This window comes from Streptomyces sp. NPDC048269, assembly GCF_040652395.1.
Lineage (GTDB): Bacteria > Actinomycetota > Actinomycetes > Streptomycetales > Streptomycetaceae > Streptomyces.
Genome location: NZ_JBEZLW010000002.1, coordinates 147,487 through 173,985 on the forward strand (window position 1 = coordinate 147,487; position 26,499 = coordinate 173,985).

Consider the following 26,499-nt stretch of genomic DNA (forward strand, 5'->3'; position numbering starts at 1 on the left):
GTATAGCACGCACATTCGATTTACGGCACTCCGCAGGCCGCTTCACCCGATCGTGTGGCCGCGGGCCCGCGACCACTAGGCTCGGCTTCATGACTGATCATGTGCACGACCTGCGATCTGTACGTGAAGCGACCGACCGGCTCCTCGCCGCGGTCGCGAAGCTGGACAACGCCGCCCTGGCCGAGGAGTCACTGCTCCCCGGCTGGACCCGCGGCCACGTCCTGGCCCACCTCGCACGCAACGCGGACGCCCTCGTCAACGTCTTCGAGGGCCGCCCCATGTACGAGAGCGCCTCGGCGCGCGACGAGGACATCGAGCGCGACGCCGGCCGGCCTCTGGAAGAACACCTGGCGGACCTCCGTGATTCCGGGGCCCGCTTCCTCGCCACCACCGAGCCCGACCAGGACTGGTCCCGTACCGTCGAGCTGCGCAACGGCATCACCGACCTCGCCGCCAACGTGCCGTTCCGCCGGTGGGTCGAGGTCGACCTGCACCACGTCGACCTGAACATCGGCTACGAGCTCTCCGACCTCCCGGACGAGTTCACCGACCGCGAGATCACCTTCCTCGCCGACCGCTGGTCGGGCCGGCCGGAGGTGCCGCCGACCGCCCTCGCCGCGGGCGGCGGACGCGGCTGGCGCACGGGCTCCGCCGGGGACCCGGCCGTCACCGTGTCCGGCACCCCCGCCGAGCTGCTGGCCTGGCTGGCCGGCCGCGGTGACAAGGGCGCCTCCCTGACTACCGCCGGTGGCCCCCTCCCCGAGCTCCCCCCGCTCTAGGATCGAAGACATGACGTACACCGGAGAGGTCAAGGTCGGCGGTCCTGCCGACGTGCACGAACTCGCGGACCTGATGATTTCCAAGGTCGCGGTGGGCCCGATGAACAACAACGCCTACCTGCTGCGCTGCCGGGCCACCGACGAGCAGCTGCTGATCGACGCGGCCGCCGACGCGGACACGCTGCTGAGCCTGATCGGCGACGACGGCATCGCGTCCGTCGTCACCACCCACCAGCACGGCGACCACTGGGGCGCCCTCCAGGCCGTGGTCGACGCGACGGGGGCGACCACGTACGCGGGCGCCTTCGACGCCGAGGGCATCCCGGTGGCGACCGACGTCCTGGTGGCGGACGGGGACACCGTGCGCGTCGGACGGGTCGAGCTCACCGCGCGCCACCTCGTCGGGCACACCCCCGGCTCGATCGCCCTGATCTACGACGACCCGCACGGGCACCCGCACGTCTTCACCGGCGACTGCCTCTTCCCCGGCGGCGTCGGCAACACGTGGGGCGACCCGAAGGCCTTCGAGCGGCTGATCGACGACGTCCAGCACAAGATCTTCGCGCAGCTGCCGGACGAGGCCTGGGTGTACCCGGGGCACGGCAACGACACCACGCTCGGCGCCGAGCGTCCGCACCTCACCGAGTGGCGCGAGCGCGGCTGGTAGACCCGCATTCCGTCAACTTCGGTACGCGGTGCACTCCTTCCGGTCGATGATGGCCGAACTCACGTCCTGAGGGACGGGGAGGGGGTACTTGGTGCACCATGCATCAAGACCCCTCCCCGTCCCTCTCCTCGTCTCCTGCCGCGCCCCCACCGTCCTCGGCTCCCTCGCCGTCCCCGTCCCGGCCCTCCCCGTCGATGCTGCGCCTCGCCTCGGCCTCGCTCGCCGGGACCGCCATCGAGTTCTACGACTTCTTCGTCTACGGGACGGCCGCCGCGCTCGTGCTCGGCCCGCTCTTCTTCCCGTCCTTCTCCCCGCTCGCCGGGACGCTCGCCGCCTTCGGCACCTTCGGCGTCGGCTTCCTCGCCCGCCCGCTGGGTTCGGCGCTCTTCGGCCACATCGGCGACCGCTACGGCCGGCGCCCGGTGCTCCTCGCCTCCCTGCTGCTCACCGGCGTCGCCACCGTCGCCGTCGGCTGCGTGCCGACGTTCTCCAGCATCGGCGTGGCCGCTCCGGCGCTCCTGCTCGTGCTGCGCTTCCTGCAGGGCCTCGGGCTCGGCGGCGAATGGGGAGGCGCGGTCCTGCTGACCGCCGAGCACGCCCCCGAGGGGCGGCGCGGCCTGTGGTCGAGCTTCCCGCAGATCGGCCCCGCGGTGGGCTTCCTGCTGGCCAACGGCCTGATGCTGGGCCTGTCCGCCGCCCTCACCGACGGGCAGTTCCAGACCTGGGGCTGGCGGGTGCCGTTCTGGGCGGCCGGGCTGCTGGCACTGGCCGGGCTGTGGCTGCGCCGCTCCGTGGAGGAGACCCCGCAGTTCCGCGCGCTCACCGAGACCGGCCGCCGGGCCGAGGCCCCGCTGGCGGAGGTCGTACGGGGCCACTGGCGGCTGCTCCTGCTCACCGGCGGGGCGCTCGCGGTGGGGTACGCCGTCTTCTACTCGGTCACCACCTGGTCCCTCGCGTACGCCACCGAGCACCTGGGGGTGCACCGCACGGTGATGCTCTCCTGCATCATGGCCGCGGTCGCCCTCAAGGGGCTGGTGACCCCGCTGGTGGCACTGCTCGGGGACCGCTACGGCCGGCGCCCCCTGTGCCTGATCGGCTGCGCGGTCTGCGCGCTGTGGATGTTCCCGTTCGTGGCGCTGCTGCGCACGGCGGATCCGCTGCTGATGACGCTGGGCGCGGTCGGAGCGCTGTTCGGCATGGTGACGATGTTCGCGGTGGTGGGCGCGTACCTGCCGGAGCTGTACGCACCGCGCATCCGCTGTACGGGCGCGGCCGTCGGCTACAACCTGGGCGGCGTGCTGGGCGGGGCGCTGACCCCCATCGTGGCGACCGCGCTGGCGGACGGCTCCGGTCCGCCGTGGGGCGTCGCGGTGTACCTGACCGGGATCGCCCTCGTCTCGCTGGCCTGCTTCGCGTTGCTGCCCGAGACGAATCCGGTGGTCGTGGGGGCCCGGAAGGCGGCCCCGGATACGGAGACGGGGACGGCCGAAGCGGCCGCCCCCGCGTAGACCCGTGGACCCGCAGGCCCGTAGGCCCGTAGGCCCGTAGGCCCGCTTACGCGTCGATGCTCTCCGAGCGGGCGGCGGCTTCGGCCGCCGCCTGCTTCTTCGAGGCCATCAGGCTGGTGATCGTGGTGACGACCAGGACACCGCAGATGACGCCCAGGGAGACGGGGATCGAGATCACCGGGACGTGCACCTCGGACTCGTGCAGCGCGTGCAGCACCAGTTTGACGCCGATGAAGCCCAGGATGATCGACAGGCCGTAGCTGAGGTGGACCAGCTTCTTGAGCAGGCCGCCGATGAGGAAGTACAGCTGGCGCAGACCCATCAGGGCGAAGGCGTTGGCGGTGAAGACGATGTACGGGTCCTGGGTGAGGCCGAAGATCGCGGGGATCGAGTCCAGCGCGAAGAGCACGTCGGTGGTACCGATGGCGAGCATGACGACCATCAGCGGGGTCAGGACGCGCTTGCCGTTGTTCTGGATGAAGAGCTTGGTGCCGTGGTACCTGTCGGCCACGCCGAACTTCTTCTCGACGGACTTGAGGAGGCGGTTCTCCTCGAACGCTTCCTCTTCGGCGGAGCCCTCGTCCTTGCGGGCCTCCTGGATCAGCTTCCACGCGGTGTAGATCAGGAACGCGCCGAAGAGGTAGAAGACCCAGGAGAAGCTGGCGATGATCGCCGCGCCGGCGGCGATGAAGATCGCGCGCAGGACCAGGGCGATCAGCACGCCCACGAGCAGTACGCGCTGCTGGAGGTGGGAGGGCACCGCGAACTTCGCCATGATCAGGACGAAGACGAAGAGGTTGTCCACGCTCAGGGACTTCTCGGTGATGAAGCCCGCGAAGAACTCCTGCGAGGCCTGGCCGTTGCCGAAGAACCACAGGCCGAGGCCGAAGAGCCCCGCAAGGACGATCCAGACGACCGTCCAGGTGCCCGCTTCCTTGATCGATACGTCGTGCGGTTTGCGGCCGATGAAGAAATCGGCGCCGATGAGGAGGGACAGACCAAGGATGGTCAGCGCCCACAGGGTCCAGGAAACTTCCACGGTAAACACGCCTCCGGCGGATGGCTCAGCACTTCGTCAGCGTCATCGCTGCCGGAGGTCTCTTCCACCCGGGCGGCCTGGAGGCCGTGGGCCGGCGCCCCGGGACCGACTGGCTTCACATACCGAAGTGGTCCGTATTGACGGGTACGCCGTAGCAGGAAAGCAGGAATACTCCCCTCCGCGCTCACCAGGGTACCCGCCCGAGGCCGAAAAGGTAAAGGGAATCCCAAGAATTGGTCAGCGACAGGTCATCGACCTGCCGCCGACCCCTCACGGGCGGGCGCGCCGGCGGGCCTCCGCCACCCGGTCCAAAGCCTGTTCGAGGACCCGGCTGCCCTGCGGGGGCAGGTCCGGCTCGAAGGTCCAGGCGTGGTGGACCCAGGGGTCGGAAAGATGGTTGTCCGGCACCGGCGAGAGCCGCATGAGCGAGCGCCACAGCGGGTCCAGCAGCGGCCCGTAGGCCGAGGCCTCGTCACGGTCCGCGACCATCAGCAGGTGCACGCCGACCGCCGGACCCTCGTCGGCGAGGTAGCGGAGCTGGGTGACGGCCCGGTCGTCGAATCCGTGCGGGAAGTCGTGCACGAGGAGCAGCTGGTCGGCCGTGTCCACGTCCGGCGGCAGGTCCTCGGGCGCACCGGCCCGCACCGCCATCTGTACGAGGTCCACCCGCCGGGTCAGCCGCGCCAGGGTCTCGTTGACCCCGGCGGCGCCGGCGGCGGGCGGGAACGCGAGCACACCGGCACGGACCAGCGGAGCCAGTGAGGCGGCTCCGGCTCCGGCCGCGTCGATGACGTGGACGGAGAACCGGTCACCGGGGTGGACCGCGAGCAGCCGCGCCGCGTGCGCGACGGCCATGTCCATGGCGGCCCGGCGCAGCCGGTCGGTGTCCATGGCCATGGCGGACTCGGAGCCGGTGCGGCCGTTGTCGATCCAGATGCCGCGCTCCAGCGGGAGCCGCATCAGCATCGGGATGCGCAGATCGGGCCGCTCGGGCAGGTGCAGGTTCCCCAGGCGCAGTGCCAGGGGGTTCTCGTCGGGCAGCCCGTTCGACCGGTCGTCGTGCCAGACCGGGTTGTCCCAGCGGGCGTACGCGGCCGGCAGTGCGGGTTCGACGACCTCCGACTCGGCGATCAGCTGGGCGAGGTCCCGGTCGAGCACGGCCTGGGCCTGGGTGACGAGCTCCTCGCGGCGCGCCCGGGCGGTGTCGCGGGCGGCGTTCCCGGAGCCACCGAGGCGGTGGCGCGGGTCGGAAAGGGCCTCGTCGAGCTCCCGGTCCATACGGGAGTCGGCGAAGTCGACGGCGCTGCGGTACGCGGCGACCGTGCGGGCCAGGTCCTCGAACATGCCCCAGACCTGGTTGTAGAGCCGCTCCTCCATGGACCAGCCGCTGGCGTCCCCGGCGACGGGCCGCGGGTACTGCCCGGGCTCGGCCGGCGGGGCGGCCTGCGGCGCGGGCTCGGGCGGCTCGGTGCTTGTACGGCGGCGCCGCGGGTGCGCGTAGCTGATGGTGGGCGGGGAGCCCCCGGTGTCGCCGCCGGGCGCGGGACGCGGCGCGGGGCCGGGCGTACCGGCGTACGGGACCCGGGAGACGGGGACCGGGTCCGGCGGCTCGGGAGTGGGCGCGGGGGCCTGGACGGTGGCCCCGGCCGGTGTCTGCGGGGCGCGAAGATCGGCGGCCAGGCTCGGCCGGCTGGTGCGCGCGCCGTCGGCCTGGCCGGTCGGCGCGGCCGTGGCCAGTGCGGCGGCGGCGAGCGCGGTGGCCTCCGGTGCGGCCAGTCCGCCGTCGGCCAGCAGGGCACCGAGGCCGTCGGCGTACCCCTGGCCCACGGCCCGGACCTTCCAGGCGCCCTGACGGCGGTACAGCTCCAGGGCCACGACGGCCGTCTCGGCGTCCAGCCCGGTCAGGGTGTATCCGGCGAGTTCGGCACCGTCCGGCTCGGCCACGGCCACGTAGGAGGCCGGGACCGCGCCGAAGCGCACCGGGCCGCCGGGCGGCAGGACGAGCAGGACCCCGACCCGGTGGACCTCCGCCGCGACCGCGTCGAGGTCGACGGCGAAGGTGTGCCGCTCGGCGACCTCACCCGGCGCGCGGACCCCCGGAAGGGTCCGGGCGCCCGGGTGCGCCAGTGTCCCGGGGCCTTGGAGCCGGCCCTGTTCGTCGGCGAGCGAGGCCAGGGCGAGCACGGGTGTGCCCGCCGAGACCCTGATCTCCACCCGGCTCTGGGACACGGGGTGGTTCTGCCCCCGGACCAGTTCGGCCGTCATCGTGCAGCCCTCCCCCGTGCCTTCTTCTCTTGTCGCGTACTGCCCTTTGCGTACTGCTCTTACTGCCTACTGCTTGTGCTGCCTACTGCTTGTGCTGCCTACTGCTCTTGTTGCGCAGTGCCCGAGGCGGTCCTGCTACAGGTGCGGCAGGATCGCCGGCATCAGGTCCTGGAACGTACGGCCGTTGGCCGGGTTGCCGAGGGCCGTCATCTGCCAGCCCGCGCCCGAGCGCGACACCTTCGCCATGATCTGCGCCGTGTACTGGCCGCCGCCGTCGAGGGTGTAGCGGGCCAGCTCCTGGCCGTTGGTCTCGTCGACGATGCGGCAGAACGCGTTCTGCACTTCCTGGAACGTCTGGCCGGTGAAGGAGTTCACCGTGAAGACGATCTGGTCGATGTGCACCGGCACGCGCTGGAGGTCGACGAGGATCGCTTCGTCGTCCCCGCCCTGGCCGACGCCGCCGACGAGGTTGTCACCGGTGTGCCGTACCGAGCCGTCGTCGCTCTGCAGGTGCCGGAAGAAGACGACGTCCACCGGCTGCTTGTCGGCGAAGAGTACCGCCGACGCGTCCAGGTCGATCTCCCGGGTCCGCGAGCCGAACAGCCCGCGGCGCTTGGCCGCCTGCCAGCCGAGGCCCATCCGGACCGCGGTCAGCGTGCCCCCGTCCGCCTTCTGCAGACTGATGGCCTGACCCTTGGTCATGTTGACCGTCACGCGCTGTCCCCTCTCCTAGCCCGCCCCGATTACGGGAGCGCAGCGTGTACCTGCGGCTGAGACCCAACCCTACTGACAGGCTCCGGGTCAGGCGAGGCCCGCTTCCTTCATCTGCCGCAGCTCCTTCTTCAGCTCGCCCACCTCGTCCCGGATCCGGGCCGCGACCTCGAACTGCAGCTCCGCGGCCGCCCCGCGCATCCGCTCGGTCATCTGCTCGATGAGCGAGGCCAGTTCTGCGGCCGGCCGATCGGTGAGCACCTCGCTCTTGGCCGCGGCCTTCGCACCCTTGCCGCCTGCCTTGCCCTTGACGGCCGTCTTGCCGCCGAGCGCCGGCACCGGAGCCTTGGCCCCCTTGCCGTCCGCCGCCTGCCGGTACCCGGTGCCGAGGAGCTGCTCGGTGTCGAGCTCCTCGCGGGCGATGGTGGCGACGATGTCGTTGATCTTCTTGCGCAGCGGCTGCGGGTCGATCCCGTTGGCCGTGTTGTAGGCGACCTGCTTCTCCCGGCGGCGATTTGTCTCGTCGATCGCCTGCGCCATCGCCGGGGTGATGCTGTCCGCGTACATGTGGACCTGGCCCGACACGTTGCGCGCCGCGCGGCCGATGGTCTGGATCAGGGAGGTCCCGGAGCGCAGGAAGCCCTGCTTGTCGGCGTCGAGGATCGCCACCAGCGACACCTCGGGCAGGTCGAGGCCCTCGCGCAGCAGGTTGATGCCGACCAAGACGTCGTACTCGCCGGACCTGAGCTCGCGCAGCAGCTCGATGCGGCGCAGCGTGTCCACGTCGCTGTGCAGGTAGCGGACCTGGATGCCGAGCTCCAGGAAGTAGTCCGTGAGGTCCTCGGCCATCTTCTTGGTGAGGGTGGTGACCAGGACCCGCTCGTCCTTCTCCACCCGCTCGCGGATCTCGTGCACCAGGTCGTCGATCTGCCCCTCGGTGGGCTTGACCACGACTTCGGGGTCGATGAGGCCGGTGGGACGGATGATCTGCTCGACGAATCCGTCGCCGCGGGAGAGCTCGTACTTGCCGGGGGTCGCCGACAGGTAGACGGTCTGGCCGATGCGCTCCTGGAACTCTTCCCACTTCAGCGGCCGGTTGTCGAGCGCGGACGGCAGCCGGAATCCGTGGTCGACCAGGGTCCGCTTGCGCGAGGCGTCGCCCTCGTACATGGCGCCGATCTGCGGCACGGTGACGTGCGATTCGTCGATGACCAGGAGGAAGTCCTCCGGGAAGTAGTCGATGAGGGTGTTGGGCGCGGAGCCCGGTTCGCGGTCGTCCATGTGCAGCGAGTAGTTCTCGATGCCGGAGCAGGACCCGATCTGCCGCATCATCTCCAGGTCGTACGTGGTGCGCATGCGCAGCCGCTGGGCCTCCAGCATCTTGCCCTGCTTCTCCAGCTCGGCGAGGCGCTGGGCCAGCTCGGCCTCGATGCCGCGGACCGCCTTCTCCATGCGCTCGGGGCCGGCGACGTAGTGGCTGGCGGGGAAGACGTACAGCTCGCGGTCCTCGCTGATGACCTCGCCGGTCAGCGGGTGCAGGGTGGACAGGGCCTCGATCTCGTCACCGAACATCTCGATGCGGACGGCCAGTTCCTCGTAGACCGGGAAGATCTCGATGGTGTCACCGCGCACCCGGAAGGTGCCGCGGGTGAAGGCCACGTCGTTGCGGGTGTACTGGATGTCGACGAAGCGGCGCAGCAGCTGGTCCCGGTCGAGCTCCTCGCCCACCTTGAGGGAGACCATCCGGTCGACGTACTCCTGCGGGGTACCGAGGCCGTAGATGCAGGACACGGAGGCGACGACGATGACGTCGCGCCGCGTGAGGAGGGAGTTGGTGGCGGAGTGGCGCAGCCGCTCCACCTCCTCGTTGATCGAGGAGTCCTTCTCGATGTAGGTGTCCGACTGCGGAACGTAGGCCTCGGGCTGGTAGTAGTCGTAGTACGACACGAAGTACTCGACGGCGTTGTTCGGCAGGAGCTCGCGGAACTCGTTCGCCAGCTGGGCGGCGAGGGTCTTGTTCGGCGCCATCACCAGGGTGGGGCGCTGGAGCCTCTCGATCATCCACGCGGTGGTCGCCGACTTGCCGGTGCCGGTCGCGCCCAGCAGGACGACATCCTTCTCACCTGCGCGGATGCGCTTCTCCAGGTCGGCGATGGCCGTCGGCTGGTCGCCACTGGGCTGGTAGGGGCTGACGACCTCGAAAGGCGCCACCGTGCGTTCGATCTTCGATACGGGCCGCATGACTCAACCGTACGACCCCCCACTGACACTCACGTGACACGGACCCGCCTCCCCACGCGTCCGCGCGGGTCGCCGCCCGTCCGCGGCGCGCTCGGGCGCGTCTGCCCGGCCGGACCCCTCTCACACGTTCTGGTCCGTTTGTCGTAGTTCGGTGGCGGCCCGGTGATCTTCAACCCCATGATCGCGGTGAAGGCCCGCCGAGAAGTACATCGCCACAACGTCTGGCGCACCGCACCCGTCTGACGCAGGACCAGGGCTCCCGACCAGAGGAGAACGCACATGTACGTCCGACCCGCCGCCGCGGCCGCCGCCGCATTCCTCGGCTTCACCCTCACCCTGCTGGGCGGGGCGGCCCCGTCCGCCGCCGCCGGCCCCGACTCCCCCGCGACCGGCAGGGCAGCGCTGGGAGGACCCGTCGTGTACGCCCACCGGGGGGCTTCGGCGTACGCCCCGGAGAACACCCTCGACGCGATCGACCTGGCGATGCGGCTGGGCTTCGAATGGGTCGAGAACGACGTGCAGCGCACGCGGGACGGCGAGCTGGTGGTCATCCACGACGACACGCTGGCCCGGACCACCGACGTCGAGCAGGTCTTCCCCGACCGCCAGCCGTGGCGGGTCAAGGACTTCACGGCGGCGGAGATCGCCCAGCTGGACGCGGGCAGCTGGTTCGACGAGGAGTACGAGGGTGCCCGGGTGCCGACCCTGCGGGAGTACCTCGACCGGGTAAGGCGCAACCAGCAGCGGCTGCTGCTGGAGATCAAGAAGCCGGAGCTCTACCCCGGGATCGAGGAGCAGACCCTGGACGTACTGGGAGAGGCCGGCTGGCTCGACGAGCGCCACGTGACGCAGCGGCTGGTGGTGCAGAGCTTCAGTGCCGACAGCGTCCGCATCGTGCACGGGCTGCGCCCGGACCTCGTGACGGCCTTCCTGGGCACCCCGGCGGTGGCGGACCTGCCGCGGTACGCACAGTTCACCGACAGGATCAACCCGTGGCACACCACGATCTCGGCCGACTGGGTCTCGGCGGTGCACGGCCTGCTCGGAGCCCACGGCAGGGCCATGGAGGTGGACACGTGGATCGTGGACGACGCCCTGACCGCGCGGAAGGTCCAGGCGATGGGCGTGGACGGGATCATCACCAACGCGCCGGACGTCGTCCAGGAGGCGGTGGGCGGGTACTGAGCCGGGGCCCCTCGTCGGCGCTGCCGGTCTCGTCGGCGCTGATGGCCTTGCCGGCGGTGCCGGCGGTGCCGGCATTGTCGGCGCTGCCTGCGTTGTCAGTCGGGCGCCGTACCGTGGACGCGTGGACAGCACCGAGCGGCCCCGCGGGCCGCACCTCGAATGGACCGTCGTCGCCAGCGACCCCGTCGGCATCGGGCCCCTGCTCCTGGCCGCGACCCCGGAGGGGCTGGTCCGGGTCGAGTTCCATGCCGTCCCGGACCGGGTCGACGCCATGATCGGTTCGCTCGTCTCCCGGCTCGGCGCCGACGCCCGGCGGCCCGCTCCGGGCGAGGAGGTGCTGCTGGCCGAGCCCGTACGCCAGCTGGCCGCGTACTTCTCCGGTTCGCTGCGGCGCTTCGAGCTGCCGCTGGACTGGCGCCTCAGCTCCGGCTTCAACCGGCAGGTGCTCCAGGAACTGGACCGTTCCGTGCCGTACGGAGCGGTCGTCGGCTACGGGGAACTGGCCGCCCGCGTCGGCCAGCCCGGCGCCGCCCAGGCCGTGGGCAACGCCATGGGGTCGAACCCGCTGCCGCTGGTCGTGGCCTGCCACCGGGTCGTGGAGAACGACGGGGGCATCGGGGGCTTCGGGGGCGGGGTCGAGACCAAGCGGCAGCTGCTCGCGCTGGAAGGCGTCCTCCCGCAGCCGCTGTTCTGAGCGCGGGTGCCGCCACGAAGGGGCGGCCCCGGGCCGGGCCGGACCCGGGTGCCGCCACGACCGGCGGACGCGGGCCGGTCTCCGGACCCGCGATACCCGGTTCCGTCGCACGGTAAGGGGTGGCACACTGCCGCGGTGACTACTCCTGCCGCCGCACCCGGTCTCACCGCGCCTTCCCGCGCCCCGCACCCGTGCCCGCGAAGGGGGTGCCCGGCGTGACCGCCTCGCCCGGCACGGACCGGCCCGCAGCCTCGGCCACCCGCCCGGAACTGACCCGGCTGCAGCGCCGTACCACCGGGGTGCTCATCGCGAGCCAGATCCTCGGCGGGCTCGGCGTGCCCATCAGCATCGCGCTGGCCCCCGTACTCGCGACCGAGGTCAGCGGCACCGAGGCGCTGTCCGGCCTCGCCTCCACGGCCGCGGTGATCGGCACGGCCCTGGTCTCCCTGCCGCTCGCCGCCCTGATGACCGCCCGCGGCCGGCGCCCGGGGCTCGTCCTCGCGTACGCGATCGGCGCGACCGGAGCGGGCCTCGTCGTGCTCGCCGCCGCCGTCAAGAACTTCCCGCTGCTGATGCTCGGCATGGCCGCCTTCGGCGCCGCCTCCTCCGCCAACCTGCAGGCCCGGTTCGCCGCCGCCGACCTCGCCGCCCCGGACCGCCGGGCCCGGGCGATCTCCGTCGTCGTGTGGGCGTCCACCATCGGCGCGGTGCTCGGCCCCAACCTGTCCGCCCCGGCCAGCCGCAGCTTCGCCGGGACCTCCATACCCGAGACGGCGGGCCCCTTCGTGTGGGCCGCCGCCGTCTTCCTCCTCACCGGCACACTGATCGGCGTACTCCTGCGGCCGGACCCGCTGCTGACGGCCCGTGCGCTGGCCGCGCCCGCGGAGCAGACCCGAGAGGGCCGCTCCCTGCGGGCCGGAATCGCCGCAGTCAAGGCCTCCCCGCGGGCCCGGCTCGCCCTCGTCACCGTCGCCGTGTCCCACACCACCATGGTCTCGATCATGGTGATGACCCCGATGGACCTGGGCCACCACGGCGCCGGGCTGGAACTCATCGGCCTGGTGATCAGCGGTCACATCGCGGGCATGTTCGCCTTCTCGCCCCTGATGGGGTGGCTCGCGGACCGGCTCGGGCGGCTGTCCGTGATCGGCCTGGCGGCCGGGCTGCTCTCGGTCGCCGCCCTGCTCGCCGGCACGGCCGGGCCGCACCACGGCCAGAGCGCGGCCGGCCTGTTCCTGCTCGGCCTGGGCTGGTCCGCCGGGATGGTGTCCGGCTCGGCGCTGCTGACCGACTCGGTGCCGCAGCCCGCGCGAGCCGCCGTACAGGGCCTGAGCGACCTGACGATGAACACGGCCGCGGGTGTGGGCGGCGCCGCCGCCGGCCTGGTCATGTCCCAGGCGAGCTACGGCTGGCTCAACGCCATCGGCGCCTGCCTGCTGCTGCCGATGGCAGCGCTGGCGCTGTTCACCGCGCGCCGCCACCCCGCCCCCGGGAAGGGCGTCAGCAGCTGATGTGGTAGGCCTTGCGGAGCGTCTCGTGCACGGTCCAGGTCGTCTTGTCGCCCTCCCGGAGCACGCAGGCGGAACCGGGGCCCACCTCCAGGGTCTCGCCGCCCTCGACCTCGATGGTGGCGCGGCCGCTGACCACGACGAACAGCTCGCCGGCCTCGGTGTCGGTGACCACGCCGGGGGTGATCTGCCAGATTCCCCGCACCTGCTTGCCGTCCGCCGACTCCCAGAGCACCTTGCCCGTCACGACGGGATCGCCGGAGACGATCTGCCGGGGGTCGAGGTCTTCGGCCTCCAGTTCGGCGTCCGGTACGAAGACGGCGAAGGAAGCGGGGGCGGCGGGGGTCGCGGACTGGTCGCTGGAGCTCATGGCGCGCCAGCCTAATCCGGCCCCGCCGCGCGGCGCGGTGACCAGAGCGTCCAGGAACCACCGGGCCCACGGGTCACCCTGTCCAGTCAGGCCGCCGGGGAACGCTACTCGGACAGGTTGTGACGGGTGGGGCGGGAGCGCGTTTGGGGCTGTGGATCCCGTGCCATGGATGGGGACATGTCACAGCACACAGCAACTGCATCCCTGCCCGGCGGACCGGTCCTGTCGGAAGAGGTACGCGAGGCGCTCGCCCGGCACCGGCCCGTCGTGGCCCTGGAGTCGACGATCATCGCGCACGGCCTGCCGCGCCCCCGCAATCTGGCGGTGGGGCTCGAACTGGAGGCGCTGGTCCGCTCGGAGGGCGCGGTTCCGGCGACGATCGCCGTCCTGGACGGGGTGGCGTACGCGGGTCTGGACAAGGCGCAGCTGGAGCGGATCGCGGGCGGCGAGGGCGTGCGCAAGCTCGGCCACCGGGATCTGGCGCCCGCGCTCGCGGCGGGGGCCACGGGGGCGACCACGGTGTCAGCCACCGCCTTCCTGGCGGCTCGGGCGGGCCTGCGGGTCTTCGCCACCGGTGGGCTGGGCGGCGTGCACCGCGAATGGGCGCAGACGCAGGACGAGTCGGCGGACCTGTCGCTGCTGGCGCGGACGCGGATCACGGTGGTGTGCGCGGGGGTGAAGTCGATCCTGGACGTGCCGGCCACGCTGCAGCGGCTGGAGACCCTGGGGGTGGGGGTGCTCGGTTACCGGACCGGGCGGTTCCCCGGCTTCTACCTGGCGGATTCCGGCGAGCCGGTGGACTGGACCGTGGAGGATCCGGAGGGGGTCGCGGCGGTGATGGCCGCTCAGGACGCCCTGGGGGGCGTGGAGTCGGCGCTGCTGGTGGCCAATCCGGTGGCGGAGGCGGAGCAGCTGGATCCCGAGCTGCACGACCGGGTGCTGGCCGAGGCGCTCGCGGAGTGCCGGGAGCGCGGGATCACGGGGCAGGCGGTGACGCCGTTCCTGCTGGGGTTCCTGGTACGGGCGACTGGCGGAGCCTCGCTGGAGGCGAACCTGGCGGCGGTACGGGGGAACGTGCGGCTCGGGGCCGAGATCGCGGGGGCCTGGGCGGCACGCGCATGACCGCGGCGGGACCGGCCGTTCCGGGGGCGCTGCTGATCGTCGGGGACGTGGTCACCGATGTCGTGGCGGTGCATCCGGAACCGCTGGCTCCGGCCACCGACACGGCCGCCCGGATCCGGACCCTGCCGGGTGGCGCAGGGGCCAACGCGGCCTGCTGGGCGGCCCTGACGGGGCCTGCGGAGGTACGGCTGCTGGCGCGGGTGGGTGCCGAGTCGGCGCGGTGGCACGAGCGGGCGCTGGTGGACGCGGGGGTGCGGCCACGGCTGGTGATCGACCGGGAGGAGCCCACCGGGACGGTGGTCGCGCTGGTCGGCAAGGACGCGGAGCGGACCTTCCTGACCGACAGCGGGGCCGCGCTGAGGCTGTGCCCCGCCGACTGGACGCCGTCCCTGCTGGACGGGGTGGCCCATCTCCACCTCTCCGGGTACCTGTTCTTCGCCGACAGCAGCCGGGAGCTGGCCCTGGTCGCGCTGCGGGCGGCCCGGGCCCGGGGCGTGGCGGTGAGCGTGGATCCCGCCTCGGCCGGATTCCTGGCCGCGCTGGGCCCGCGGCGGTTCCTCGACGCGGTGGCGGGGGCCGACGTACTGCTGCCGAACGAGGACGAGGCACGGCTGCTGGCCGGGCTGCCCGAGCCGGCCGGGGTGGCCCGGGCCGCGGCGCAGCTGAGCCGCCGGGTGCCGCTGGTGGTGGTGACCCGGGGAGCGGCCGGGGCGCTGGTCGCCGAGCGGGGCCGGATCACCGCCGAGGTCACGGCGGAACCGGCCGATGCGGTGGACTCGACGGGGGCGGGCGACGCGTTCACCGGAGGGTTCCTGGCGGCGCGGCTGGCGGGGGCGGATCCGGTGGAGGCGGCCCGGGCGGGCTGCCGGACGGCGGCGCTGGCGGTCACCCGGCTGGGCGGGAGGCCGTAGCCCTGGGAATGCCCGGCCGGGAGCTCGGCCCGGGCCGGGCCGCTCAGCGGGCGCGGACGTCCGTCCAGGCGGGGTGGCGGGGGTCGTCGGCCCTGACCAGTGCGTCGGCCTGGGCCGCCGGGTCGGTCTCGGCCTCGTAGCGGGCGAAGGCCGGGAGGGTCCAGCGCGCGGATTCCTCGGTGCGGCGGGCGAGCGCGCCCGGGGAGAGGCGGATGTGGACGCTCAGGTCGAAGGGGAACCAGTGGCCCAGCAGCAGCGGGCCGTGCACGATCACCACGCCGCCGGGCGGGAGTTCGACGTACGCGCTGCGCGTGGCCCGGTCGGTCACCGGGTCCCAGAGGTCGGGCAGTACCCGCCCCGTGCCACCGGGGTCGGTCGGGCCGAACACCTCCCGCCAGAGCGCGGCCGTGTCGTACCAGCCGCCGAGGTACGAGTCCACGTCCTGGCGGCCGAACTCGAAGCGCAGGGACGCCGGCCGCAGGAAGCCCTCGGCCGGTACCACCAGGACCGGCCGTCCGCGCATCCGCAGCGCCTCGGCGAGGTGTCCCGCGAGTACGCCCGTCCCGGCGGCCGGAGCTCCGTCGATGCCGACCCGCTGCCGGCTCTCCCGCCCGTGGGCGCTCTCGCTGTCGTCGAGGTGACCGGCGAGCCGCTCGGCCATCCGCTGCCATGTGATCGCTTCCAGCTGCACCGGCCCATTGTCACGCGGCGTGCGCCCGGCAGACGGCGGGGGTGATGCCGGCCGGGGCCGGAGCGGGTATGGCGAAGGGGGTCAGGGCGGTCCCCGCGGGAAGCGCCGGGGTCACGTGGATCACGACCGGTTCACTGCCGAGGTTGTGGCCCAGGTGGATGTGCCGGATGCCGGCGGGCTCCACGAAGGCGGTCCCGGCGCGGTGCACCTCGACCGTGTGGTCGTGCAGGACGCGGGTCAGCGTCCCCGCGAGCACGACGGCGTTCAGCCGCACCCGGTGGTAGTGCCAGCCGGTGCAGCCGCCCGGAGGTATGACGACCTCCCTCGCCGCGGGGGCCGCGGCTGTGCGTGCCCTCGTCGGCCGAATCGTCGTCGTCCGCAGTCCCAGCATGTGTTGCACGTGCCCTCCCCGGTGGACCGGCCGCCGTCCACTCGGGCCTCACCGTAGAAGGAGGGCAGGCCATGGAGGAAGAGATGATCAAACATCAACCGCCGCTCTCCACCAGGTGATATGAGGCCCCCGCGGCGGTATCACACCCGTATGAGCCTGGTCGTCTTCGAGTCCGCGAAGCAGATCCACTGTGCCGAGTGCCGGCAGGGCCCGCTCCGGCACCTCGTGCGCGAGGCGGGCGTGCCGCGCTGCCTGGACTGCGCCGACCTCGGGCATCTCGTCTACCTCCCGCGCGGGGACGCGGCACTCACCCGCCGCTCCCGCGAGGCGAGTTCGCTGTCCGCCGTCGTCGTCCGCTTCAACAGGCGCCGGCGCCGATACGAGCGCCAGGGGATCCTCGTCGAGGACGCCGCCCTGGCGGGCGCGGAGCGCGCCTGCCTGGCGGACGCCGAGGCGCGGGCCCGGCGCCGGGAGCGCGACCGGCTGCGTCGCGCCGCGGAGGACACCCGGTTCACGGCTGCCTTCGCGGCCGAGATAGTACGGCTGTTCCCCGGCTGCCCCGCCGACCGGGCCGTGGCGATCGCCACCCACGCCTCGGTGCGCGGAAGCGGCCGGGTGGGGCGCAGCGCGGCCGGCCGGGCCCTCGACGAACTGGCGGTGTCGTACGCGGTACGGGCGGCGGTGCGGCACACCGACACCGAGTACGACGCCCTGTTGATGGCGGGGGTCCCGCGGTTCGCGGCCCGGGCCCGGCTGGCGGCCCGCATCGAAGCCGTCCTGGACGGGTGGCGTACGGCGCCTAGTTGAGGCGGGAGCGGCGGTAGAGGAGCACCCCGCCGAGCAGCAGCGCTCCCCCGCCCGGCAGCAGGTAGCCGACGGCTCCGACCCCGGTGTGGGCGAGCGCCCCGGTCTGCTGGGGCGGTGCGGGCGGGGTCACGGGGCGCGCGGCGGCGGGCGGCTGGGCGGCGGGCGGCTGGGTTGCGGGCGGCTGGGCGGCGGGCGGATGGGCGGCGGGCGGCTGGACTGGCTTGCCTTCGCCGGGCGTCCGGCCGTTGACGGAGGTGTTGTCGTGGGAGCTGTTGCCGACGCCGACGACGCTCACGGAGTTGCCGCTGAGGTTCAGCGGCAGGTCGACCGGGAGCTGGAGCCCGTTGCCGGACAGCACCCCCGGCGAATCCTTTCCGCGCCCCTCGGCGGTGGCACCTCCGCTGTTTCCGGCTCCGGTTTTCGACGGATGTGAGGGCCTTGGGTCCGGATTCCCTCCGCCACCCCCCGGCGCCTGGTTGGCACAACGGTTCCCGGCGGCCGAGTTGAGTACGCCGACCACGCTCACGGTGTTCCCGCACACGTTCACCGGAACGTGTACGGGCAGCTGCACCAGGTTCCCGGACAGCAGCCCCGGGGAGCCTTCGGCCCGACCGGCTGCGTCCGCATCGGCGTAGGCGAATCCGCTCACACCCGCGACCGCCAGCCCGCCTCCCGCGACCACCGCCGCGATCAAGCCATTCCGACGACTGTGACGCATCAGTTTTCCTGCCTTCCGGAGAGGTTCACGGGCGCTGCACCCGCACCGGAAACAACGCCCTGAACCCATTCGGGTTATAGGGCCAGTGCGCATTTCACTCCATCGTGTACTGGGTAGTCCCTACCTCATGACTGCTCGCCCGCTGCTCCTCCTCGACGTGGACGGCCCGCTCAACCCCTTCCGGTCGCCCCTCGCCGGACTGCGCGGCTACCGTAGCCACCGGATGCGACCGGACGTCTGGCTCGCCTACCGGGACCCGGAATCCCGCAGTGCCCGGCGGGGCGCACGGGTGCGCCTCCACCCGTCCCACGGCGCCCGGTTGCTGGCCCTGCCCTTCGAACTCACCTGGGCCACCGCCTGGACGCACCAGGCCAACACGTTGATCGCCCCGCACATCGGACTTCCCGGTGATCTTCCTGTTGTCGAATGGCCGGAACTCTTCGCCCGCGACCCGGACGGCCTCTCGTGGAAGACCCGTCCCCTGCTCGACTGGGCGGCCGGCCGCCCGTTCGCCTGGGTCGACGACATGATCACCCCCCGCGACCGCGCCTGGGTCTCCGTCCACCACCCGGCCCCGGCCCTGCTCCTGCGCATCCACCCCCGCCGCGGCCTCCGGGACCGCGACTTCACCACATTGACCCACTGGGCGGCCCAACTGGCCGAATAGAGCAGGCGTTTACCAGAAGATCAGGATTCGCCCCTGCCGGTCCCGGCCCTCGCCCTAACATCACCCGTGGGGGATCTCGGTATGCGTGTGCCGGTCAGTTCTGTCGTCGGGTCCTCCGTCGGACCGACCCCTTCGCCGCGTCAGGAGTTCCAGGTGCCGTACACCGCCGAGATCAGCCGCAGCAATCCGACGAGCATCGTCTTCCTGGTCGACCAGTCGACGTCGATGAGCGATCCCATCGGCGGCGAGGTTCCCCAGCAGAAGGCCGACGTCGTCGCCGACGCGATCAACCGGCTGCTGACGGAGCTGGCCGTCAAGTGCGCCAAGGAAGAAGGCGTGCGCGACTACTTCCACGTCGCGGTGATCGGCTACGGCGCGAACGTCGGCTCGGCCTTCGCCGGCTCGCTGGCGGGCCGGGACATCGTGCCGCTGAGCGAGGTCGCGGACCATCCCGCTCGCATCGACGTGCGCAGCAAGAAGGTGCCGGACGGCGCCGGCGGGCTCGTCGAGACCAGCGTCAGCTTCCCGCTGTGGATGGACCCGGTCGCCCACGGCGGCACCCCCATGAACCGCGCCCTGAAGTACGCCGAGAACCTCGTAGCCGGCTGGACCGAGCGTTACCCCGCGAGCTTCCCGCCCATCGTCATCAACCTGACGGACGGCGAATCGACCGACGGCGACCCCTCGGCGGCCGCCGAAGCCATCACCTCGCACGCCACGGCCGACGGCGCCGCCCTGCTGTTCAACCTGCACGTCTCGGCTGCGGGCGGGACGCCGACCGCGTTCCCGGACAGCGCCGACGGTCTCCCCGACAGTTACGCCCGCACTCTCTTCGGCATGTCGAGCCCGCTGCCGAGCCACATGCGCTCGTACGCCGCCTCGCAGGGGCAGCGGGTGAGCGAGACGACCCGCGGTTTCGTGTACAACGCGGACATCACCACGATCGTCCAGTTCCTCGACATCGGCACCCGCGCCACCGAGCTGCGGTGAGCATTCCGCCCTGCGTGTACGTCACGCGCTTGGTGGCGCCCAAGCACGGGAGCTCGGAAGCGGAATGCGAGGACGCCGTCGCCGTGCTCCCGGCCTGTACCCATGTCGACATGCTCCGGGAGCCGTTGACCGTCGGTGTCTGCGACGGCGCCACGGAGAGCGTGCTGGCCAAGGACTGGGCCCGGCTGCTGTCCGGGGCGGCGGCCGCGGCGGCCATGGACCGGCCCGAGGTCATGGCGGGCGGGCCGGCGTACGAGGAGTTCACGGCGGACGCCGTCGCGCGGTGGGAGCCGTGGCTGGAGTCGTACACACGGGCACGTGCCGAGGAAGGCCGGCCGTTGAAGTGGTACGAGCAGGCCAAGTTGGACGCGGGGGCCTTCACGACGCTGCTGGTCGTCCGCGTCGACCCCACGCCCCCTCCCGAACCCGACCCCGAACCCGGCCCCGAACCCGGACCCGAGCCCGGACCCGAGCCCGGCTCCGAGCACGGCCCCGAGCCCGGACCGGCCTGGCGCTGGCGCGCGGCCGCCCTCGGCGACAGCTGCCTCTTCCACGTACGCGGTGACCGGCTGATGGGCTCGTTCCCGGTGCAGCGGCCGGAGGAGTTCGGCACCACCCCCGACCTGTTCGGCAGCCGCAACCACGACACCGGGCTGCTGGAGGAACGCACCCGGTTCACGGCGGGCGACGCCCTGCCCGGAGACCGGCTGCTGCTGATGACCGACGCCCTCGCGGCCTGGTTCCTCTCCTGCCCGGACCCGACCTCCGCCCTCCACGAACTGCTGGACTTCTCGGGGCCTGACGACCTGGGAGCCTTCGCCCAGTGGCTCACCGGGCTTCGCGAGCGGCAGGTCCTTCGCAACGACGACGTGGCCGTCGTACGGATCGACTTCGAAGGGCGGTGAACCGTGGGCGCGCCCACCGGTCCGCACCGGCAGTTCCCCAGCGGCGCGGCGTACGCGGAAGCCCTGCAGCACACGGAGCTGTGCTTCCGGCACCCCGAGCTGAAGGGCGCCAGGCCCGAACTCACCAAGCTCGGCCTGCCCCGCGCCATCTCGGGTGCCTTCGCCAGCGTGTTCTCCCTGACCTCCGCCGCGTCCGGACGGCGCTACGCCGTCAAGTGCTTCACCCGGCACGTCCCGGACCAGGAACTGCGCTACCGGGAGATCAGCTCCGAGCTCGCCGGGCTCGACCTCGGCAAGCTGTCGCAGCCGTGGAAGCTCGGCTTCGAGTACCTCCCGGACGCCGTCCGGGTGGGCGGGGACCTCTTCCCCGTCCTGAAGATGGACTGGATCGAGGCCGTCACCCTCTCCGCCTGGCTGGACACCCACCACGGCCACAGCGCCGCCGTCGACCGACTCGCGGGCCGCTTCGCGGAGTTGACCGCGGACCTCGCCGCCCATGGGATCGCCCATGGGGACCTCCAGCACGGCAACCTCCTCGTCGCCGGCGACGGCACCTTCCGTCTCGTGGACTACGACGGGATGTACGTGCCCGCGCTGGCCGGTCACGGCGGGACGGAACGGGGTCACCGGAACTATCAGTCGCCCGCCCGCGGCAACGACGACTTCGGGGCCGACCTCGACCGGTTCTCCTCGTGGGTCATCTTCCTCGCGCTGAAGGCCGTCGCCGCCGATCCCGGTCTGTGGGTGCGCCTGCACGAGCCGAGCGGCGAGTTCCTGCTGCTCACCGAGGAGGACTTCAAGAGCCCTTCGACGTCGGGCAATCTGCTGAGCCTGCTCACCCATCCCGACCGGACCGTGAGCGGTCTCGCCGATCATGTGAGGTCGCTCGCGTACCAGCCGCTCTCGGCCCTGCCCCCGCTCGCCCCGGCCGTCCCGGCGCAGGTCACCGCCGCCGGGGTCAACGCGGCCCGGGCCGGCGCGGCCACGGCCCAGGTGCCGCCCGCCCGGTCCGCCGGTACGGGCCCGCTCCCCAGCTGGATGGCCGACCATCTCGCCGCGACCGCGACCGCGACCGGGCCCGCCGCGGCCGGGGCCGGGGCCGGGGCACTGCCGGGCGGGTTCCTCGGTCGCCGGCTGCTGGACGTGGTGAGCGCCGTCCTGCTGCCGCTCTCGCTCGTCGGCTCCGTGCTGATGGTGTTCGCGGACCTTCTCGTGCCGACGGGAGTCCAGGCGGCGCCGCTCGCCCTCGCCGCGCTGGTCTCTGCCTCCGCCCGGCGCCGCCGCGGGGAGACGAAGGTGACCCACGCGGTCCTGGCGGGCCTGAACAGCCGCATGAGGCAGCTCGACAGTCCGGAGAAGAGCGCCGAGAAGCTCCGCAAGGAGCGGGCTCGGTTCGACTCCGCCGAGGCGAACCGGAAGGTCCGGCTCCCGCAGGATCAGCAGGCGCTGACCGCCCGCTACCACAAGGAGCTGAAGTCGGCGGAAGAGACCAAGGTGAGGACTGAGCGCGACATCGACCGGAGGATCGCCGCCCTCGACGGCGACCTGCGCAAAGCCCTCGCCAGGGCGCTCACCACCCGGCAGGCGGACTTCGTGCGGGACCGGCTGAGCCACAGGACGATCGCCCACGCGCGGGTACGCGGCATCGGGGAGGGCCTCACCCGGCAGCTGGCCGTGGCGGGCATCCGCACGGCCGCGGACTTCACCGACTACCGCACCTTCCAGAACACCAGGTACAACACGGTCGGTGCGGCGCTCGTCCTGCCGGGCGGCGACGCGGTGAAGATCCCCGGCATCGGCGAGGCCAAGGCCAGGGCCCTGGTCGCCTGGCGCCAGGCCGAGGCCTCAGCCGCCACCGCCAGCCGGCCCACCGGGCTCACCCTCGCCGAACGCACCACGATCGAGCAGGACTTCGAGCGCCGGCGCACCTTGCTGGCCGGCCAGCGCAAGGCGGCGGAGGGCGTGGCCGACACCGAGCGGGCGCAGGCCAAGCGCCGCCTGGAAGACGGCCGTACGCGGCTCGCGCAGGACGACGCGGCCGCCCACGCGCGTGCCCAGCGGCAGCGGCAGGAGTTCAGCCGCCGGACAGTCCAGCTCCAGGAGGACAAGGTCCGCTACGAGGCGCTGCGCGATTCCCTGGACGAGGCGCAGCGCCACAGCCGCGAGCTCTCGTACACCCGCTATCTCCGGTTCCTCTACCTCGGCCGCTGACCCGTACTCAGCCCAGCAGGGCCGCGACCGGATCCGGGGAGGGGCGGCCCGTGGGCCACCAGTCGTCGTCGTCCGGGCGGGACTCGTAGGCGTACCACAGGGCGTCACGGCCCAGGCGGAGCTGTCGGGTGGGGGACGTGAGGCGGTTGAGGTCGGGACGGAAGGAGCCCTGCGCGGCGGCGAGGAGGGCCGGGCGTGCCCGGTCGAAGGGCCCGGCCGGCGGATCCCAGGGCTCTTCGAGGGCGGCGAGCGCGGCGCGGCCACCCTGCCGCCAGGCCGCCGCGGCCCGGGCGAGGTCGGTGGTGGTACGGCCGGTGGCGCGGGCCAGGTCGCGGTACAGGGCGCGGGCGGTGCCGGTGAGCCCGGCCGTGGGGTGCGCGGAGGCCAGCCGGACGGCGTCCTGCCACAGGCTGAGCCCCGCGATCGGGTCCTCGCCGGTGGTGAGGAGCGCCAGCGCGCGGGCGGCGGCGTCCGAGGCGAGCTGGTCGAGGGCGAGCGGGTCCGGCGCCGCCGGGTCGGCCGGGTAGGCGGGCGGGAGTCCCGTGGCGGCGGGCGCGGGCAGCGGCGCGGGCAGCAGCGGCAGGCTGGTGCGGGCGAGCGCCGCCCGGGCCGGGACCCCGGGGAAGTCAGGTGTGGTGCCGGGCTGTTCGCGTGCGGCGTGCGCGGCATTGCGGCGGGCCAGCTCGTCGAGGAGCTCCCGCTCGCCGCGGCCGCGCAGGAGCAACAGCACGAAGGGGTCCTCGTCCAGGAGCCGGGCCGCCCGGTAGCAGAGGGCCGCTGCGTGCTTGCACGGCGGACGCGTGACGTCCGGGCAGGAGCAGCGCGGCAGGAGCTCGCCGGCGCCGGGCAGGATCGCCGCGGCGAGCGACTGCGGGACCTCCCGCTCCAGCAGCGCGGCGAGCGCCGCCGGATCGGCCGCGACCGCCTCCAGCAGCTCCTCCCACTCCGCGTCCGCGAAGGCGGGCAGCGCCAGCTCGGTGCGGTACGGGCGGGGCCGGCTGCCCCGGACGTACGCCACGATCCGGCCGGGGGTGAGCGTGACGGCGTCGACGTGGCCTTCGGCAGCGTACGTACGGCCCCGGGCCAGCCGGGCCGGGTCCCGGGACACCGATTCGAGGGCCGACACCCAGGCCCGGCCCCACCAGCTCACCGCCTCCGCTCCGGCGGGCACGGTCTCGAAGGTGCGGCGGCGGTCGTCCCGCGCGGTGATCACGCCGGCCTCCGCAGGGAGACGAGGTCGGCCAGTTCACGGTCGGTCAGCTCGGTCAGCGCCGCCTCGCCGGAGCCGAGGACGGCATCGGCCAGCGCCCGCTTCGCCTCCAGCATCTCGGCGATCCGGTCCTCCACGGTCCCCTCGGCGATGATCCGGTGCACCTGCACGGGCTGTGTCTGGCCGATCCGGTAGGCGCGGTCGGTGGCCTGTTCCTCGACGGCCGGGTTCCACCAGCGGTCGAAGTGGATGACGTGACCGGCCCGCGTCAGATTCAGTCCCGTGCCCGCCGCCTTCAAGGAGAGGAGGAAGACCGGGACTTCGCCCGCCTGGAAACGGTCGACGAGCTCCTCGCGGCGCGGGACCGGCGTCCCGCCGTGCAGCAGCTGGTGGGCGATCCCCCGGGCCGAGAGGTGCCGCTCGATGAGCCGGGCCATCGTCACGTACTGGGTGAAGACCAGCACCGAACCGCCCTCGGCGAGGATCGTGTCCAGCAGCTCGTCCAGCAGGGCGAGCTTGCCCGAACGGTGCGGGATCCGCGGCTGCTCCTCCTTCAGGTACTGCGCCGGGTGGTTGCAGATCTGCTTGAGCGAGGCCAGCAACTTCATGATCATGCCGCGTCGCTCGATGCCCTCGCTCGACTCGATCACCGCCATCGCCTCGTCCACCGCGGCCTGGTAGAGCGAAGCCTGCTCGCGGGTCAGGGACACGGGGTGGTCGGTCTCCGTCTTCGGCGGCAGCTCGGGCGCGATGCCCGGATCGGACTTCTTGCGCCGCAGCAGGAACGGCCGGACCAGCGCGGACAGCCGGGCCACCGCCGCCTCGTTGCCGCCGTCCTCCTCCTGCTGGTGCTCCACCGGACGGGCATGGCGGGCCCGGAAGGCGGTGAGCGGGCCCAGCAGCCCGGGCGTCGTCCAGTCGAGCAGCGCCCACAGTTCGGAGAGGTTGTTCTCCACCGGGGTGCCGGTCAGCGCCACCCGGGCGGGCGCCGGGACGGTGCGCAGTGCCTTGGCTGTCGCCGAATGCGGGTTCTTGACGTGCTGTGCCTCATCAGCGACGACCATGCCCCAGCTCTGTGCGGCGAGGAGCGGGGCGCTGGCGCGCATCGTCCCGTACGTGGTGAGCACGAACCCGCCGGCGGCGGACTCCAGGTCGTCGAGGCTGCGGCTGCCGCCGTGGAAGCGGCGCACGGGCGTGCCGGGGGCGAACTTCTCGATCTCCCGCTGCCAGTTTCCCAGCAGCGACGCGGGACACACCACGAGCGTCGGCTCGGGGCGGTCGCGGTGCAGGTGCAGCGCGATCAGGGTGACGGTCTTGCCGAGACCCATGTCGTCCGCGAGGCAGCCGCCGAGGCCGAGGGAGGTCATCAGGTCCAGCCAGGCGAGGCCGCGGCCCTGGTAGTCGCGCAGGGTGGCCTTGAGCGCGGCCGGCTGCGGAAGCGGCGCGAGCTCCCCCGTCAGCCGTTCCCGCAGCGCGGCGAGCGCCCCGACCGGAACCGCCTCGACGGGCTGCCCGTCGACCTCGGCCGTCCCCGACAGCACGGTCGCCAGCGCGTCCACCGGGTCCAGCAGGCCGAGCTCCCGCTTGCGCGCCTTGCGCACCAGCTCCGGATCGACCCGCACCCACTGGTCCCGCAGCCGCACCACGGGCCGGTGCGCCTGCGCGAGCGCGTCCATCTCCCCCGGGGTGAGCCGGTCACCGCCCAGCGCCAGCTCCCAGGAGAAGGCGAAGAGGTGCGCGGCGTCGAAGAACGCGGTGCCGTCGGTGGCGGACCCGGGCGCGGTGGACCGTACGACGGCGGTCGCGGACAGGGTACGGGCCAACTCGCGCGGCCAGTGGACCAGGACTCCCGCGGCCGCCAGCCTCGTCGCGGCCACGCCCAGCAGGTCTTCGAGCTCAGGGTCCGACAGGGCAAGGGCGTCGGGGACCGGCTGGTCGAGCAGGCGCAGCAGGGGCGGCCAGACCCGCGCGGCCCGGCGCAGCGCGAGCACGGCGTCGATCCGGGCGCGCGGTCCGAAGCCGGCGGCGGCCGCTCCCGCCCACAGCTGTGCGGCGTCGGTGACGAGGGTCGGGTCGGCGAGGCTGTGCACCTGGACCACGGCGGCCCCGGCGCGGTGGACGTCCTCGTCCTCCGCCTCGTCGAAGAGGCGGAAGGAGGACAGGTCGAGCCGGAGCGAGATCCCCACGCCGGTGTCCGCTCCGGCCGCGACCTGCGCGGCCCAGTCCTGTATGCCCGGCACCCGCTGGGCATCCCTGGCGGCGAACGGCCGCCCGGCCGCGACCGGCGCGGCCGGGGTGCGGGGCAGACTGTCGGCGACGGCGTCGAGGAAGGCGCGGACCAGCGCCTCCGGTTCGGGCAGCTGGAGGGGGCGGCGGCCGGCCAGCGGGGTCGCGTACCCCTCGTGGGGCAGCGCGGAGGCGATCGCCCGCAGGTGGTCGACATCGGCGGCGTCGAGCGGCCCGGCGCGCCAGGCGTCGATGCCCTCGGGGGTGAGCCCGGGGAGCAGACGACCCCGGGCGACCAGGGTGAGCGCCTGGGTGGCGGCGGTGCCCCATGCACGGGTGGCGGGGTGCGAGGCCGGGCTGCGGGGTGCCCGGGCGAGCAGGGGCAGCGCGGCGGTGACGGAGAAGGCCACGGCGGGCACGGTCCGGCTGCGGACCCCGTCGCCGTGCGGGCGGGCGACGGTGACCTGCGTCGGCGTACCGGCCTCGGGCAGGGCGTCCCCGTCGGGCGCCCAGAAGACGACGCGCCCCTGCCGGGGAACGGCGGCGGGCAGGAACACGGCCGCGTGGCGCAGCAGCGCTGATGGCTGCGGCTGCGGCTGCGGCTGCGCTGTCACGGCGTCCTCCCTCCCCGGTCGGTGTCCACACGGACCCCTCTGCCGACGAGTTTAGGCGCGGCCACTGAC

23 protein-coding genes are annotated in these 26,499 nt (G+C 73.1%); 13 read left to right on the forward strand and 10 right to left on the reverse strand.

Features of this window, described 5'->3' with window-relative positions; translation table 11 throughout:
• Nucleotides 1-89 precede the first annotated feature (89 nt).
• The 3 genes from AB0D48_RS02815 to AB0D48_RS02825 all read left to right on the forward strand — a co-directional run bounded on the left by AB0D48_RS02815 (nt 90) and on the right by AB0D48_RS02825 (nt 2,954).
• Nucleotides 90-779 carry a maleylpyruvate isomerase family mycothiol-dependent enzyme gene (locus tag AB0D48_RS02815; RefSeq protein WP_362390039.1) on the forward strand — a complete coding sequence of 230 codons (690 nt, stop codon included), beginning with the start codon at nt 90-92 and terminating at the stop codon, nt 777-779.
• Nucleotides 780-789: 10 nt separating this feature from the next.
• Complete coding sequence (locus tag AB0D48_RS02820; protein WP_362390041.1) at nt 790-1,446, forward strand: MBL fold metallo-hydrolase; 657 nt, start codon at nt 790-792, stop codon at nt 1,444-1,446.
• A gap of 194 nt (nt 1,447-1,640) precedes the next feature.
• The gene (locus AB0D48_RS02825) at nt 1,641-2,954 is read left to right on the forward strand and encodes an MFS transporter (RefSeq protein WP_362390461.1); all 1,314 of its coding nucleotides are present in this window, start codon (nt 1,641-1,643) and stop codon (nt 2,952-2,954) included.
• A 46-nt stretch (nt 2,955-3,000) separates the two neighbouring features.
• Here the strand turns inward: AB0D48_RS02825 and AB0D48_RS02830 are convergent, their stop codons facing one another.
• From AB0D48_RS02830 to uvrB, 4 genes are all read right to left on the reverse strand, one after another.
• Complete coding sequence (locus AB0D48_RS02830) at nt 3,001-3,993, reverse strand: TerC family protein (protein ID WP_362390043.1); 993 nt, start codon at nt 3,991-3,993, stop codon at nt 3,001-3,003.
• A gap of 270 nt (nt 3,994-4,263) precedes the next feature.
• A complete protein-coding gene (locus AB0D48_RS02835; protein ID WP_362390045.1) occupies nt 4,264-6,258 on the reverse strand; it encodes a TerD family protein in 1,995 nt (664 codons plus the stop codon).
• A gap of 135 nt (nt 6,259-6,393) precedes the next feature.
• Nucleotides 6,394-6,972: a TerD family protein gene (locus tag AB0D48_RS02840; RefSeq protein ID WP_030010820.1), complete on the reverse strand. Its 579-nt coding sequence runs from the start codon at nt 6,970-6,972 to the stop codon at nt 6,394-6,396.
• An 87-nt stretch (nt 6,973-7,059) separates the two neighbouring features.
• Nucleotides 7,060-9,210: an excinuclease ABC subunit UvrB gene (uvrB, locus tag AB0D48_RS02845; RefSeq protein ID WP_362390048.1), complete on the reverse strand. Its 2,151-nt coding sequence runs from the start codon at nt 9,208-9,210 to the stop codon at nt 7,060-7,062.
• Between the two features lie 279 nt (nt 9,211-9,489).
• On the opposite strand from uvrB, the gene AB0D48_RS02850 reads away from it, so the two are divergent.
• From AB0D48_RS02850 to AB0D48_RS02860, 3 genes are all read left to right on the forward strand, one after another.
• Nucleotides 9,490-10,395, forward strand: a complete 906-nt coding sequence (locus AB0D48_RS02850) for a glycerophosphodiester phosphodiesterase family protein (protein ID WP_362390050.1) — start codon at nt 9,490-9,492, stop codon at nt 10,393-10,395.
• 121 nt (nt 10,396-10,516) lie between these two features.
• Nucleotides 10,517-11,089: a methylated-DNA--[protein]-cysteine S-methyltransferase gene (locus AB0D48_RS02855; RefSeq protein WP_362390052.1), complete on the forward strand. Its 573-nt coding sequence runs from the start codon at nt 10,517-10,519 to the stop codon at nt 11,087-11,089.
• Between the two features lie 215 nt (nt 11,090-11,304).
• Nucleotides 11,305-12,600 carry an MFS transporter gene (locus AB0D48_RS02860; protein ID WP_362390054.1) on the forward strand — a complete coding sequence of 432 codons (1,296 nt, stop codon included), beginning with the start codon at nt 11,305-11,307 and terminating at the stop codon, nt 12,598-12,600.
• On the opposite strand, the gene AB0D48_RS02865 is transcribed toward AB0D48_RS02860, so the two are convergent.
• Nucleotides 12,590-12,967 carry a cupin domain-containing protein gene (locus tag AB0D48_RS02865; RefSeq protein ID WP_362390056.1) on the reverse strand — a complete coding sequence of 126 codons (378 nt, stop codon included), beginning with the start codon at nt 12,965-12,967 and terminating at the stop codon, nt 12,590-12,592. The genes AB0D48_RS02860 and AB0D48_RS02865 overlap by 11 nt on opposite strands.
• Nucleotides 12,968-13,144: 177 nt before the next feature.
• On the opposite strand from AB0D48_RS02865, the gene AB0D48_RS02870 reads away from it, so the two are divergent.
• Together AB0D48_RS02870 and AB0D48_RS02875 are read left to right on the forward strand one after the other, a co-directional pair.
• A complete protein-coding gene (locus AB0D48_RS02870; protein WP_362390058.1) occupies nt 13,145-14,089 on the forward strand; it encodes a pseudouridine-5'-phosphate glycosidase in 945 nt (314 codons plus the stop codon).
• Entirely contained in the window at nt 14,086-15,000 is a 915-nt protein-coding gene (locus tag AB0D48_RS02875) for a PfkB family carbohydrate kinase (RefSeq protein WP_362390060.1), read from the forward strand. The genes AB0D48_RS02870 and AB0D48_RS02875 overlap by 4 nt, the downstream gene beginning before the upstream one ends.
• 43 nt (nt 15,001-15,043) lie before the next feature.
• On the opposite strand, the gene AB0D48_RS02880 is transcribed toward AB0D48_RS02875, so the two are convergent.
• A complete protein-coding gene (locus tag AB0D48_RS02880; protein WP_362390062.1) occupies nt 15,044-15,691 on the reverse strand; it encodes a uridine kinase in 648 nt (215 codons plus the stop codon).
• 10 nt (nt 15,692-15,701) lie between these two features.
• Complete coding sequence (locus AB0D48_RS02885; RefSeq protein WP_362390463.1) at nt 15,702-16,082, reverse strand: cupin domain-containing protein; 381 nt, start codon at nt 16,080-16,082, stop codon at nt 15,702-15,704.
• A gap of 150 nt (nt 16,083-16,232) precedes the next feature.
• On the opposite strand from AB0D48_RS02885, the gene AB0D48_RS02890 reads away from it, so the two are divergent.
• The gene (locus AB0D48_RS02890; RefSeq protein WP_362390064.1) at nt 16,233-16,889 is read left to right on the forward strand and encodes a DUF2293 domain-containing protein; all 657 of its coding nucleotides are present in this window, start codon (nt 16,233-16,235) and stop codon (nt 16,887-16,889) included.
• Here the strand turns inward: AB0D48_RS02890 and AB0D48_RS02895 are convergent.
• Complete coding sequence (locus AB0D48_RS02895) at nt 16,882-17,700, reverse strand: chaplin (RefSeq protein WP_362390066.1); 819 nt, start codon at nt 17,698-17,700, stop codon at nt 16,882-16,884. The genes AB0D48_RS02890 and AB0D48_RS02895 overlap by 8 nt on opposite strands.
• Nucleotides 17,701-17,734: 34 nt before the next feature.
• Here AB0D48_RS02895 and AB0D48_RS02900 point away from each other — a divergent pair, with 34 nt between their 5' ends.
• The 4 genes from AB0D48_RS02900 to AB0D48_RS02915 all read left to right on the forward strand — a co-directional run bounded on the left by AB0D48_RS02900 (nt 17,735) and on the right by AB0D48_RS02915 (nt 22,380).
• Nucleotides 17,735-18,274, forward strand: coding sequence for a hypothetical protein (locus AB0D48_RS02900; protein ID WP_362390068.1), 540 nt, complete (start codon nt 17,735-17,737; stop codon nt 18,272-18,274).
• A 153-nt stretch (nt 18,275-18,427) separates the two neighbouring features.
• On the forward strand, nt 18,428-19,264 hold the full coding sequence (locus tag AB0D48_RS02905) for a vWA domain-containing protein (RefSeq protein ID WP_362390070.1): 837 nt from the start codon (nt 18,428-18,430) through the stop codon (nt 19,262-19,264).
• The gene (locus AB0D48_RS02910) at nt 19,261-20,169 is read left to right on the forward strand and encodes a hypothetical protein (RefSeq protein WP_362390072.1); all 909 of its coding nucleotides are present in this window, start codon (nt 19,261-19,263) and stop codon (nt 20,167-20,169) included. Before AB0D48_RS02905 ends, AB0D48_RS02910 begins: the two co-directional genes overlap by 4 nt.
• Nucleotides 20,170-20,172: 3 nt before the next feature.
• Nucleotides 20,173-22,380 carry a hypothetical protein gene (locus AB0D48_RS02915; RefSeq protein WP_362390074.1) on the forward strand — a complete coding sequence of 736 codons (2,208 nt, stop codon included), beginning with the start codon at nt 20,173-20,175 and terminating at the stop codon, nt 22,378-22,380.
• A gap of 7 nt (nt 22,381-22,387) precedes the next feature.
• On the opposite strand, the gene AB0D48_RS02920 is transcribed toward AB0D48_RS02915, so the two are convergent.
• Both AB0D48_RS02920 and AB0D48_RS02925 read right to left on the reverse strand, forming a co-directional pair.
• The gene (locus AB0D48_RS02920; RefSeq protein WP_362390076.1) at nt 22,388-23,593 is read right to left on the reverse strand and encodes an SWIM zinc finger family protein; all 1,206 of its coding nucleotides are present in this window, start codon (nt 23,591-23,593) and stop codon (nt 22,388-22,390) included.
• Complete coding sequence (locus tag AB0D48_RS02925) at nt 23,590-26,430, reverse strand: DEAD/DEAH box helicase (RefSeq protein ID WP_362390078.1); 2,841 nt, start codon at nt 26,428-26,430, stop codon at nt 23,590-23,592. Before AB0D48_RS02925 ends, AB0D48_RS02920 begins: the two co-directional genes overlap by 4 nt.
• Between the last annotated feature and the right edge of the window lie 69 nt (nt 26,431-26,499).

Excerpts from the sequence above, each read along its gene's own strand:
- AB0D48_RS02815 (WP_362390039.1), top strand. The coding sequence starts at position 90 with ATGACTGATCATGTGCACGACCTGCGATCTGTACGTGAAGCGACCGAC.
- AB0D48_RS02820 (WP_362390041.1), top strand. The coding sequence starts at position 790 with ATGACGTACACCGGAGAGGTCAAGGTCGGCGGTCCTGCCGACGTGCAC.
- AB0D48_RS02825 (WP_362390461.1), top strand. The coding sequence starts at position 1,641 with ATGCTGCGCCTCGCCTCGGCCTCGCTCGCCGGGACCGCCATCGAGTTC.
- AB0D48_RS02835 (WP_362390045.1), bottom strand. The coding sequence starts at position 6,258 with ATGACGGCCGAACTGGTCCGGGGGCAGAACCACCCCGTGTCCCAGAGC.
- uvrB (WP_362390048.1), bottom strand. The coding sequence starts at position 9,210 with ATGCGGCCCGTATCGAAGATCGAACGCACGGTGGCGCCTTTCGAGGTC.
- AB0D48_RS02850 (WP_362390050.1), top strand. The coding sequence starts at position 9,490 with ATGTACGTCCGACCCGCCGCCGCGGCCGCCGCCGCATTCCTCGGCTTC.
- AB0D48_RS02865 (WP_362390056.1), bottom strand. The coding sequence starts at position 12,967 with ATGAGCTCCAGCGACCAGTCCGCGACCCCCGCCGCCCCCGCTTCCTTC.
- AB0D48_RS02870 (WP_362390058.1), top strand. The coding sequence starts at position 13,145 with ATGTCACAGCACACAGCAACTGCATCCCTGCCCGGCGGACCGGTCCTG.
- AB0D48_RS02875 (WP_362390060.1), top strand. The coding sequence starts at position 14,086 with ATGACCGCGGCGGGACCGGCCGTTCCGGGGGCGCTGCTGATCGTCGGG.
- AB0D48_RS02885 (WP_362390463.1), bottom strand. The coding sequence starts at position 16,082 with ATGCTGGGACTGCGGACGACGACGATTCGGCCGACGAGGGCACGCACA.
- AB0D48_RS02890 (WP_362390064.1), top strand. The coding sequence starts at position 16,233 with ATGAGCCTGGTCGTCTTCGAGTCCGCGAAGCAGATCCACTGTGCCGAG.
- AB0D48_RS02895 (WP_362390066.1), bottom strand. The coding sequence starts at position 17,700 with ATGCGCACTGGCCCTATAACCCGAATGGGTTCAGGGCGTTGTTTCCGG.
- AB0D48_RS02900 (WP_362390068.1), top strand. The coding sequence starts at position 17,735 with ATGACTGCTCGCCCGCTGCTCCTCCTCGACGTGGACGGCCCGCTCAAC.